At 39.6% G+C, this 12430-nt stretch carries 11 protein-coding genes; 10 read left to right on the top strand and 1 reads right to left on the bottom strand.

Annotation, left to right across the window (positions count from 1 at the left end; all coding sequences use genetic code 11):
* Positions 1-26: 26 nt before the first annotated feature.
* The gene (locus tag DWU89_RS20785; RefSeq protein ID WP_167451667.1) at positions 27-197 is read left to right on the top strand and encodes a hypothetical protein; all 171 of its coding nucleotides are present in this window, start codon (positions 27-29) and stop codon (positions 195-197) included.
* Positions 198-203: 6 nt separating this feature from the next.
* On the opposite strand, the gene DWU89_RS11260 is transcribed toward DWU89_RS20785, so the two are convergent.
* Positions 204-1895 (bottom strand): SulP family inorganic anion transporter, encoded by a 1692-nt coding sequence (locus DWU89_RS11260; protein WP_115499747.1) that lies wholly within the window; start codon positions 1893-1895, stop codon positions 204-206.
* Between the two features lie 803 nt (positions 1896-2698).
* Between DWU89_RS11260 and DWU89_RS11250 the strand changes: the two genes are divergently transcribed.
* The 9 genes from DWU89_RS11250 to DWU89_RS11215 all read left to right on the top strand — a co-directional run bounded on the left by DWU89_RS11250 (position 2699) and on the right by DWU89_RS11215 (position 12361).
* A complete protein-coding gene (locus DWU89_RS11250) occupies positions 2699-4558 on the top strand; it encodes a tetratricopeptide repeat protein (RefSeq protein ID WP_115499745.1) in 1860 nt (619 codons plus the stop codon).
* A gap of 176 nt (positions 4559-4734) precedes the next feature.
* Positions 4735-5124, top strand: coding sequence for a DUF3244 domain-containing protein (locus DWU89_RS11245; RefSeq protein ID WP_115499744.1), 390 nt, complete (start codon positions 4735-4737; stop codon positions 5122-5124).
* A gap of 40 nt (positions 5125-5164) precedes the next feature.
* Positions 5165-5443: a hypothetical protein gene (locus DWU89_RS11240; protein ID WP_115499743.1), complete on the top strand. Its 279-nt coding sequence runs from the start codon at positions 5165-5167 to the stop codon at positions 5441-5443.
* A gap of 5 nt (positions 5444-5448) precedes the next feature.
* The gene (locus DWU89_RS11235) at positions 5449-6468 is read left to right on the top strand and encodes a hypothetical protein (protein WP_115499742.1); all 1020 of its coding nucleotides are present in this window, start codon (positions 5449-5451) and stop codon (positions 6466-6468) included.
* Entirely contained in the window at positions 6465-8666 is a 2202-nt protein-coding gene (locus DWU89_RS11230) for a peptidase domain-containing ABC transporter (protein WP_115499741.1), read from the top strand. Before DWU89_RS11235 ends, DWU89_RS11230 begins: the two co-directional genes overlap by 4 nt.
* Positions 8667-8678: 12 nt before the next feature.
* On the top strand, positions 8679-9818 hold the full coding sequence (locus DWU89_RS11225) for an HlyD family secretion protein (RefSeq protein WP_115499740.1): 1140 nt from the start codon (positions 8679-8681) through the stop codon (positions 9816-9818).
* A gap of 2 nt (positions 9819-9820) precedes the next feature.
* The gene (locus tag DWU89_RS11220; protein WP_115499739.1) at positions 9821-10675 is read left to right on the top strand and encodes a glycosyltransferase; all 855 of its coding nucleotides are present in this window, start codon (positions 9821-9823) and stop codon (positions 10673-10675) included.
* Positions 10656-10829: a hypothetical protein gene (locus DWU89_RS20635; RefSeq protein ID WP_158543369.1), complete on the top strand. Its 174-nt coding sequence runs from the start codon at positions 10656-10658 to the stop codon at positions 10827-10829. The genes DWU89_RS11220 and DWU89_RS20635 overlap by 20 nt, the downstream gene beginning before the upstream one ends.
* Before the next feature lie 23 nt (positions 10830-10852).
* Positions 10853-12361, top strand: coding sequence for a radical SAM/SPASM domain-containing protein (locus tag DWU89_RS11215; RefSeq protein ID WP_115499738.1), 1509 nt, complete (start codon positions 10853-10855; stop codon positions 12359-12361).
* Positions 12362-12430 lie beyond the last annotated feature (69 nt).

Genomic DNA, 12430 nt, shown 5'->3' with positions numbered 1-12430 from the left:
AAAAGTTAGATAAATAATTGAAGACAATGGAATCAACAAAAAGTAAAAAACAGATGCCGCAGCTTTGGTATTGGAGCCAGCCGGACAATGGATTTAGTTTTGAAGACGCGGAAACAATTGCGAAAGAATCCGTGTTTGAAGCAAAAAAGAACGACTGCCGGTTAGACAATCGTTACCTTTATATTGCATTTATGTAGAGAGTATCAGTTACCTTTTTGTCTCCTGTCCTGTTCCCAGGCTTTTGCAACCGCCTCATTAATATTGCTGCAAATATTTTCCGTTCCGATCTTTTTGTCGAAGCCGGACTTGACAAGTATCTTACGTACCTGTTCGTTTACACCGGAAAGAATCATGTGGATATGTTCGGCTTGCGACATGCGGAACAGGCTTTCCAGGTTGTGCAGTCCCGTCGAATCCATGAACGGAACTTTACGCATACGGATAATACGTATCTTCGGCTTGTCGCCCATATTGTGCATAATGTCATCGAATTTGCTCGCCACACCGAAGAAAAACGGTCCGTCGATCTCATACACTTCCACCCCTTTAGGCAATGAAAGAACCTCTTCGTCATGATGGATTTCCCCATCATCCGAAAGGTCGATCTCATCTTTCACGACAGACACACGGGTGGTTTCCGCCATACGTTTCATAAAAAGGAACATGGCGATCAGCAATCCTACCTCGATCGCAATCGTCAGGTCGAAGATAACCGTCAGGAAAAACGTCACCAGCAAGACAGACACGTCGCTTTTCGGGTTTTTCATCAACGAACGGAACGTTCGCCATTCACTCATATTATAAGAGACAATGATCAGCACCCCTGCCAGACAAGCCATCGGGATATGTTTGGTCAGCGGACCCAGGAAAAGCAGGATCAACAGCAATACGATTGCATGGATGATACCGGCCACCGGAGTACGTCCGCCGTTATTGATATTCGTCATGGTACGGGCAATCGCGCCTGTCACCGGGATACCGCCGAAAATCGGCACGATGATATTGGCTGCTCCTTGGGCGATCAGTTCGGTGTTTGAATTATGTTTATCACCTGTCACACCGTCTGCCACCGTAGCGGAAAGCAGTGATTCGATCGCTCCTAACATGGCGATTGTAAATGCGGAAGGAAGTAACAGGTTTATTGTTTCCGGATTGAAGCTGATAGATGCCGGACCGGGCAGGGCAGCGTTGATGGTAAAACGGTCGCCGATCGTTTCGATCCCTGTTATACCTAAATGATACCGCATGACATATACGATGATTGTCATGGCAATGATCGCGATCAGCGAGCCCGGAATCTTTTTGGAAAATTTAGGTGTGAAGGCTATAATCGCAATACTGACAAGTCCGATCAACAGAGACCATACGTTCATCGTATCGAAATGTTCGAAGTAAACAATCCATTTGGATATAAAATCAGCCGGTACCTTGTCTATCGTCAGACCGAAAAGGTCTTTCATTTGTGTGGTGAAAATCGTCAGGGCGATACCGCTGGTGAAACCGACAACAATCGGGTAGGGGATAAACTTGATAACCGTACCTAATTTCAATGCCCCCATAATCACCAGGATAATCCCGGCTACCACCGTCGCAATGGCTAATCCTTCGATCCCGAAATTCTGAATAATCCCATATACGATTACGATAAAGGCCCCTGTCGGTCCGCCGATCTGCACGTTACAGCCGCCCAACAGCGATACGATAAACCCGCCGATAATAGCCGTGATCAGTCCCTTTTCCGGACTAACCCCCGACGCAATACCGAAAGCAATGGCAAGCGGGAGCGCCACGATCCCGACAATAATACCGGCCATCAGGTCGGTCATAAATTTTTCCTTCGAATAATTTTTCAGTGCCGATAACAGCTTGGGCTGAAAATCAAACCTGTTCTTCATCTTTCTGCCTGATTGATTAAAAATGCTGCAAAGGTACAAAGAAAGTGAATTGTATAATATATTCTTAATGAGAAAAGGTTTAATTTCCTGTATACAGAAAAAGATATATAACGATAGAAATCGGACTGGGAAATAAAATCTCGTTATGGATGTTCGGGCTTCAGATACACGGTCGTGCATCTCTACTTATTGTATAAAACGTATTTTTGACTCCAGAAAGACATCCGAAACCAAACAAATGTTAATCCTTTTTTTTGACCTCAAAAAGGGACTTTTTCCTCTTTTTTGAGCGTTTCCAGCCATTGCGACCGTCCTCTTTGCCATTATGACCGTGCTAATGTGTAGTGCACTCGGCACCTCGCGAAGATTATGACGGTCGTAATGGCGATTATGACGGTCGTAATTGGAAAGAGGACCGTCATAAGGGCAAAAAAGCCCCTGAATTTCCTTTGGATATTTGGAACGCCGTCCGTTTTATTTTCAAATATTCGATTCTCCGGGAGTTAAGCTTTATCACATTGTCGGCGTTTCCGTCTTTCGGTAATCAAATTGTACACTTTTTGGAATGGGCTGCGCACCTCGTTTTTCCTATTGTCAGAAAGGGGAGCTTAAACCGTGAAAAGAGTCAATCCAAAATCGATCAAAATTTTGGATGAAATAGAAAAACAGACAAAAAGGGGGTTATTGTAATTTCCTTTCCGAAAGTGTGCGTGAAAATAGTTATCCAGATGATAGAAATTTCATATTTTCATTTGCCTTCATATAAATTTGAGTATCTTTGGCAATACAAACTTTATTTTTAAATGAAAAACGCCTTTTATATATTACTATTATTGATTTTGGTCTATCTACTGGCATGTACCCACCACCAAACAATAGAACTTTTGCCGGAATTGACCCGTGCAGAGTCTTTGATGTATGATCATCCTGACAGTGCGTTGTCCCTGTTGGAGAATATGAATCCTCCTTCACCTTCTAATAAATTGCAGAATGCAACCTATAGCTTGTTGCTGGTTCAGGCGCGAGATAAGAACTACATAGAACACACATCCGATTCTCTGATTAATGTTGCTTACGATTATTTTATGAAACAAGAAGATCTAAATCGTAAGGCTTTGGTTCTGAATTATGAAGGCCGAGTAAATGAAGACTTGGGGGAAATCGAGAAAGCAACAGAGTTTTATTTACGTGCAGCGGATGAGGTGGAGAAGACGGAGGATTATAGATTGGGGTATTTGATAAATTCTAATTTGGGGATGATTTATGCTTATCGGGGTCTTAATGAGGAAGGATTATTGGCTTTTCAGAAAGCGCATGAATTGGCAAAGCAATCCCAAGTTAGTTCCCATATTGCTTTTTCTTTAATCTATTTGGGAAGAATGTATGGAAAAACAGAGCAATGGGATAAGTCTATATCTGCGTATAAGCAAGCAATTGTAGTTTCAGAACCAATAAAGTGTGAGTATGATAGAAGTTTAGGATCGGCTTTAGGTGAATTAGGTGGTATTTATCTTTCTATAGGAAAATATAAAGAAGCTCTTGCTAATTTGAAAAGAGCTGAAAAAGAAAAATTGGAAAATGGAAGAGATTTATCACAAACTTATTTAGTATTAGGAGAGGTATATAAAATGTTAGAAAAATATGATTCGGCACGATTCTATTTAGAGAAGTCATTGGTTACAACAAATATATATACAAAAACAAATGCATATCAATATCTGTATCTTATAAATAAAGAAACTCATAATTATGAAAAAGCGATAGCATATAATAATTATTATTGGGAATGTCGTGACTCTGTGGATCAGGTTAATCGTAGCCATGCGATAGATGAAATACAGGCTAAATACAATTATGAGAAGCTTAAAAATGAGAAGATGGTGTTAGAATTGGAGAGGAGCCAACTTTTCAAAAGTAGTCTTTTCATATTATCATTATTGCTTTTAACCATAGTAATACTTGTTTATGTTTATCAACGTCGTTTGTTGACAAAGGAGCGTACAATTCAGAGGGATAAGGATTTATTACGACAATATACCAGACAACTGCGTGAAAATGATTTGACTATTCGTAAAAATCAAGAACGTATAGAAGAATTGTCCGGTGAAATGTCCAATCATGCCAATTTGGAAGAATCGGTCAAGGAACAATCTTCGGAAATAGAAAGCCTGCACAATCAGAATAAAGGTTTATTGGAAGCTAATAAGCGTTTGCAGGAAAATATAGATCAATTCACTCAGTCTTTGCAACAAAAAGATAGCGAGCTTGAAGATTATAAGAAACTCACGGAAGAAAATATTCGTTTGCGTGATAGAGAGAAGTTCTTATGTGATCGATTGATGAAGCAAACAACCATCTTGAAAGAACTTCGTTTGTCTCCCAAATATATCAAAACGCAAGGTGAGTGGGAAAATATTATTGAAGCGATAAATGTTTTGTATGATGATTATACAATTCGTTTGAGTGAACAACATCCATCTTTGACAGAGAGTGACATTCAAATTTGTATTTTGATCAAACTCCATTTGAATAATAGTACGATCGCTACCTTAACGGGAATTTCTCCCGCTTCCGTGACGAAGCGCAAGCAGCGTATGAAGGAACGCATGAGTTTAGATTTAGAGGAAAATGGCTCGTTAGATATGTGGTTGCAAGGGTACTAAAACGATTGTCCACTTCCTTTGTTTTTATTAAAATGGTAATACGCTATTTATTAGCATATTACCATTTTTGTTTTATAAGTGTGTGTCCACTTGTAGTACAGGCTTTTTTCTTGCTTTTTGTAGTCTATGCGGATAATTTTGCTGTATGAATCAATCATTAAAAAATTAGTAATATTATGGAAATAAACAAGACAATTATGACATGGGTCATACGAGTAATGCTTATAGCAGTATTGAATACATTAATGGTTATGGGATATGCAGAACAAACTCCTGTAAAAATAGAAGTGGAAGGTCATTGGAATGAAACTGAAAGAAGTATTTCTCTGATTGTACCTGTTTCTGCTTATATTACGAGCGACCTCTTATTTGTCCAAAGCTCGACTCTTCGTTCCGACATTACTATTACTATAGTAAAGAATGGAAGTATTATTTACGAAAAAACCGTTCCTGCTGCACAGACAGCTAATATCGGAATATCCGTTGTTGATTGGGAAAAAGGGACCTATACGCTTGAACTAAGAAATCAGTGGGGAGGGTATCTTTATGGTGATTTTGCCAAATAGATTGACTGATTGATTTATAATTCACTAATTTTCAATTATTATGAAGTACGTTGATTTGAAGAAATTGTTGTATATGGATTCTTTGATCCAACGTGAATGTACAGGTACTCCGGGCAAACTTGCCCGGAGGCTTGAACTGTCCAGAGCTACTTTTTTTGAGTATCTGGCTTATTTGCGTAATGAATTAATGGTGGATGTACGGTATGATGAATACCGGGAAACTTATTATTATGGCGACAACGACTTGTGTTCTATTCTGGGAAACAAACGTTGTTCCGTTTGTCAAGAAAAATATTGTTTTGAATCGGCTGATAATTGAGTTATATGAGTTCATTCCTTTTTGACATATTACCCGTCGATACGGATGTTAAACTGACCATACAGCTTGCTTGTCTGTTGAATGAGGAAGGACATGAAGTTTATTATACAGATTCATCTGATTCGGCATTTACTTTTTATCTGCTGCAAAAAGGAATTGGGCGTGTGCTCTATCCAGGCGATTTCCGTTGGTTTAAACCGGACTTGGTATTGTTGGATAGACGCTTGGAGAATCGGATTGGGTTTTATAGGAACCGGAATATCCGGATTATCTACCTGGGTTTATGGTTTGGCGATAAACAAAATGTATCGAAGGATTTCCCATTGTTGTTTTTAGCACCTTCACCGCTTGATTACCAGGATCAGTCGGATGGTTGGTTGGTGTGTGCCGGGCCATTGCTTGATATTGGTAATATAAGTGAGAAAGTGCTATCGAAAAGAGAAGAATTATTGGCCGGACGTATGTCCCGATATAAAAAACAGAATTCGAAGCTATCCTTGTTTATTGTAACGGAAATGACGGAAAATATTAATATCGGTTTTCATTTCTATGAGTTGGTGAAAGATTTTTGTTTACAATATCCACAGTATGAAATTATTGTGTGTTCCAACAGTAAAGACTGGCTTAACCGGCTCTTTCCTTTACCGGTAAATATGCAGTTTTATTTGTCCGATACTTCCCGTCGGTTGACGGCTTCAGGGGATTTGCTGGTTACGAATGGCGATTTGGATATGCTGGTCAGTTGCATTTATCATAGTTTGCCGGTTTTATTACTTCCGGTTACAAAAGTACAAGCTGAAAATACTGCTCGTATGGTGTATCATGGTTTGGGATTGCAAATGGACTGCAAATGCGGTACAGTGGATGATTTTAGAAACCAAATACAAACTCTTTTACAAAATAAAGACGATATAACAGCTAAAATGAACAGGATGTCTGAACTGTTTAACCGGAAAAGCAAACAGGTACATTATGTGATAAGTTGGCTGGAAGAATTGGTCAATAGAAAAGAACGGATGATATGAAACGTTTTCCTTTTTATCGGCAATTGGATGCAATGGACTGCGGACCAAGTTGTCTTAGGATGATTGCTAAATTTTATGGGAAGAGTTTTTCCGTACAGCAGTTACGTGACCAGTCTTTTATACAGCGTACAGGGGTAAATCTGTTAGGTATTAGCGAGGCTGCCGAGAGTATTGGAATGCGTGCAACGGGTGTACGTACGACTTTGGCAAAGCTGAAAGAGCAGTCCAAGTTTCCTTGTATTCTGCACTGGAATCAACAACATTTTGTTGTTCTTTATGGTGTCAGGACTAAAAGAGGAAAAAGTTATTTCTATATAGCCGATCCTGCCTATGGTTTACTTAAATATGAAGAAGAGGAATTTAAAAAGTGCTGGATCAGTACCCGGCAGGGGGGTATAGAAAAGGGAATTGCCATGCAGTTGGAGGTGACTCCTCAATTTTATAGTACGGATCCGGCGGAATATGACAAACTTTCCCTGTGGTATCTGTTGAAATATGTACGTCCTTACCGGAAGATGATTGTCCAGTTGTTGTTGGGGATGCTGGGAGGAAGTGTTTTGCAACTGATTTTTCCGTTTTTGACCCAAACGATTGTAGATCAAGGAATAGGACACCGCAACCTTAATTTTATTCAATTAATACTGATTGCACAATTAGTTTTGATTTTTAGCCGTACACTGATTGAAGTGATCCGGCGTTTTATTCTTTTACATATCAGTAGCCGTGTCAATATTGCGTTAATTTCCGACTTTCTGGCAAAACTGATGCGTTTGCCAATGCGCTTTTTCGATAGCAAAATGGCTGGAGACTTGATCCGACGTATTGAAGATCATAAACGTATCGAATTGTTTTTGACGCAATCTGTACTGAGTATTTTATTTGCTACTCTCACAATTCTGATATTCGGAAGCGTATTGGCTATATATGATTGGAAAATATTTCTGGTTTTTTTATTTTTCAGTGTCTTGTATCTTTTGTGGATACAACTGTTTATGAAAAAACGAGCTGATCTGAACCGGAAGAATTTTGAGCAGATGTCCGTTAACCAAGATAACGTTATGCAGATGATTTACGGCATGCAGGATATAAAACTGTTGGGATGTGAACAACAGAAGCGCTGGGAATGGGAAAACATACAGGCAACCTTGTTCCGTACCAACATGAGTTCATTGAACCTGGGACAGTGGCAACAAGTAGGGGCGGTCTTGATTAATGAAATCAAAAATATCCTGATTACTGTAACTTCAGCTACTGCAGTCTTAGATGGTAATATAACATTGGGCGCTATGCTTTCTATTCAGTATATTATCGGGCAGATGCAAGGACCTATTGAACAGATGGTTTCATTTGTACAGCAGACACAGGATGCCAGGCTCAGTATTGAACGTCTTGGGGAAATTCATGGTAAGCCAGATGAGGAAGTTCAGGAAATGGGGATTACAGACCAGTTACAACTACGACAGCCGATCCGGTTGGATGCTGTTTCATTTGCATATGGTTCCGGTAAATCGAAGAAAATAATCAAGGAGTTGACATTGGATATTCCCTATGGGAAAACGACTGCTATTGTTGGGTTAAGCGGGAGTGGAAAAACAACCTTACTGAAACTGATGTTAGGATTTTATCCACCGACTGATGGTACGGTACGAATCGGAGACTGTTCGTTACAGAACATGAGTTTTAAAGACTGGCGTAAACATTGTGGAGTTGTGATGCAAGAAGGGTTCATATTCAATGATACGATTGCTAACAATATTGCGCCGGGTTCTGAACAGATAGATCGGGAACGTCTGTTGTATGCTGTAAAAATGGCAAATATACAAGATTTTATAGAGTCTTTACCTTTGAAATATAACAGCCGCATTGGAAGTTCCGGACAGGGACTTAGCCAGGGACAGAAGCAGCGGCTTTTGATAGCACGAGCTATTTACAGAAATCCTGATTATCTATTTTTTGATGAGGCGACCAATGCTTTAGATACTGATAATGAAAGGGTGATACAGTCGAATCTGGATCGTTTCTTTCATGATAGGACGGTTGTAATTGTCGCTCACAGGTTGAGTACGGTGAAGAATGCCGATCAGATAGTGGTACTGAAAGACGGGACTATAGCAGAGAAAGGAACACATGCGGAATTGATTGCCCAACAAGGAGATTATTTCCGGCTGGTAAGAAATCAATTGGAGTTGAACGCTTAATATCGGTATAAGATGGAAGTTTTATATGAACAGAAAACAGAAGCGGACAAAATCGAACTGTATAGCCGTGAAAACAACGATATACTGGGGGATGCTCCGGGTTGGCTTATCCATACGGGAAGTTATATCATATATGGGTTGATTGTGCTTTTGCTGGTAGGAACTGCTTTATTCGAATATCCGGATGTAGTACAGTCTTCTGTTGTTATCGACGACCGTTCGAATGCGGAATGGATAACAGCTAATAGTGATGGGTTGGTCGATCGTTTTTTTGTGGAAGATCGCGCTTCTGTAAAAAAGAATGATACACTGGGGATCATCCAAAATCCGGCTTCGTTGACAGATGTAAAACGGTTTTGCCAGGTATTGACTTGCGTAGAATGGTATTACCGTACGAATGATATCCGGTATCTGAAAAATTATCCGTTTGACCTGATTATGGGTGAAATGTCTGGTGCTTATGAACAGTTTACCCAAGCTGTTCGTACCTGTCTGGCCTATCAGGAGTTGGATCTGTATCCGCAGAGAAAAGCGTTTTTGCAGGAGGAACTTAGGTTGCAAACGGAATTGGATGATAAAAACGGATTGGCGATTCTTCAACTTAAAAGAGAATTATTCGAACTGGATATTACACATAAGATGGAAATACAGAAGAACCGCCGGATGTTGGAACTGGCTTATGAGAATATGGTGAACAGTTTGAAAACCTGGGAAAGTAGATATATGATCAAAAGTAAGACGGATGGTATACTCCTGTTGGGTAAAAGTTGGAGCCGTAGGACGGTAGTTCATAAAGGAGATACAGTCTGTTCGGTAGTTTCCGGTTCGAGAGGGAAACCGATTGGAAGATTGTTTTTGGCAGAGAGTGAAGTTGGTGGTATAGAACAGGGAGATCTTGTGCAGGTGGAACTGGCCAAGTTTCCGGTACATACTTACGGATATGTGGTAGGGAAGATAGCGTCTGTCTCTTATGTTCCTTACAATAAGAGTTATGCTGTCGAGGTCGCTTTTCCTGATAAGTTGGTAACATCGGTAGGTGAGACAATCGATTATGAAACGGGGTTGTCTGGTCAGGCTGAAATTATTATGGCAAGTAAGAGTGTCTTGAAGCGGATATTCACACCCTTATATGAAATCTTTAAACGAAAATAAATATGTGCATGGTGTCTGTTATCGTTCCAGTATATAATACGGAGACATATTTATCCACGTGTCTGCAATCATTAATGGGGCAGACCTTGTATGATATGGAATTTATCATTGTAGATGACGGCTCGACCGATAGTTCTGTGGAAATCATGGATGATTTTGCTTGCAGGGATAGCCGTTTTAAGATTATTCGTCAGGCTAACAAAGGTTTGGGAAATGCCAGGAATGCAGGTTTGGAGGTGGCATGCGGTAAATATATAGCCTTTGTCGATAGTGACGATTGGGTAATCTATAAGTCTTATGAACGACTGGTAACCGAAGCGGAAGAATATCAAACGGATATCTTGATGGCAGGTCTTGTCTATTTATATGAAAACGGGAGGAAAATAAATCCGTTCAGATGGAGGGATAAAACTGTTTTTCAGGAGGTCTTAACAGGCAGGGAGTGCTTTTTGGAGTTGAGTAAACAACATGTTTTTAATCCGATGGTAGTGGTATGTTTGTACAGACGTGAATTTATCGGAAGGCACCGATTTCGTTTTGCTCCTATTTTTCATGAAGATGCGTTATGGTCGCCCATAGTGGTTTGTTCTGCCCTACGTATGAAAGTAATAGATTTTAATTTCTATGGTTATCGTCAGCATGATGCTTCTATAACTCATTCGAAAAATCCGGAGCGTTACGATTCTTTGCTATATGTAGCCGACAAGTTGTACGGATATATGCAACAGAACTTTACGGAGGAAAAAGACTGGGAGTTACGATACTGGTTCTATGATCGTCTTGTCTGGGTTTATCGTTTTGCACAAAGTTTGTCTAATTATAAAAGAATTGAATGTTATGAAAAAAAATCAGTTTAAGGAAGAACTGCCGAAGGTGGCAGACAACAAAGCGGCAGATTCCGTGGAAGAGTTTCTGAATTTGGATGAACTGCTGGAAATACAAGGTGGCATCGAGAATGACGAAGATTTGGCGAATTGCGGGTTAGGATGTTTTTTGGGAGGAATATATTAGGATAAAAAAGCCGGTTATCGGATATGGTACAGCGAAAGAATCATATATATGTTTTGAATCCGTGTTATGTGTTGAGGAACGATGTATATCGTATTATACTTTTTTCCAGGATACGACACGGTGTGGACTGTTCCAAAGACTGGCAATCCTTTATTCACCCTCTTCAAGCTATTTTGCTAAGTTTTTTTACCTATAACAGGACTTTGCAGGAAAACATTGAGGCGTTGGCTAATTTCTTTCACCGGGACGTAACCTATATGGAACGTCTTTTGGATCTTTATTTGGAAAATGAATCTCCGGTTTATACCGTATGGAATGGGCAAAAAATAGTATTTCCTAAAAAAATTCTGATTAGAAAGGAAGATGCAGGAAATGATTTTCAATTTATACAGTTGAAGCCGGATAATTTCGTATGCGGAAAATTGGATTTGTTTTCACGGCGTCTTTATTCTGGTCCGTTGTTGTTGACATTTATGTTGACCAATCAATGTGTAACACATTGTAAATACTGTTATGCGGATACTAAAACAAAAGTAAGGCATTTGCTTCCGGCTTCTCGTATATTGGCATTGATACAGGAAGCGGCAGATTTGCAGGTACAACAGGTTGCTTTGATCGGAGGGGAAGTTTTTTTGCGTCCGGATTGGGAGGTTATATTGAAGGAACTTGTCCGACGGGATATTGCACCGGGATATTTATCAACTAAAATACCTTTTACAGCAGAGTTATTGGAACGCTTGCGTAAGACCGGTTACAGCCATATTATCCAGGTTTCTCTTGATGCGGTTTCATCTTCTGTATTACAAGAATCGCTACGGGTGTCAGATACTTATTGGCAAAACATGGAACATGGCCTGCGGTTGTTGGATCAAAGCGGTTTTGATTATCAGGTATCGACAGTCGTTTCTACTTATAATTGCAACTGCCATGTTCTGACAGATTTGTTTCGGTTTCTTTTAACGCTGGAAAATTTGTCTGACTGGCGGATTGTTCCGGTCAGCAATTCTTTGCATGTGGCTCCTGGAGAAATGAAGAAAATCAAACCTTCTTATGAGGAACTTATCGGGTTGTTCGATTATATACAGGAATTTATTATTCCGGCATCCCCTTTTACTATATTGTTGAATGAATCGTTCCGGCAACAAAAATTCCATCAGACGGATGGTGGAAGCCGTTATTTCGAGGGTAGTAGTTGTTCAGCCTTGAATACGCATTTGTTTATTTTGCCGGATGGGCAGGCCACTATCTGCGAACAGTTATATTGGCATCCATCTTTTATTATAGGTGATGCTACTATTGATTACTTAAAGGAAATATGGAACTCTCCCCGCTCTATCAGGTTAGTCAATTTGTCTCAAAAAGAAATACAAAAAACGAGTACTTGTAAAAATTGTACTCTTTTTAATTCCTGCTTCCAGTATCGGAATAGATGTTGGAGTGATATTGTAAAAGCATATGGTAAAAAATATTGGGATTTTCCGGATCCTCGATGTTTAATATCTCCTAAAATGATAAATAATTTAGGCTATTAGTAATTTATTGATATAAATAAATTTCGATCTTGTATTTTCGGACTAATATATACTTTATTTGCAATAACA

Source organism: Parabacteroides acidifaciens, assembly GCF_003363715.1.
GTDB classification, from domain to species: Bacteria; Bacteroidota; Bacteroidia; order Bacteroidales; family Tannerellaceae; genus Parabacteroides; species Parabacteroides acidifaciens.
Note: the sequence above shows the minus strand (reverse complement) of the source record. Positions and strands in the feature narration are given on the sequence as shown.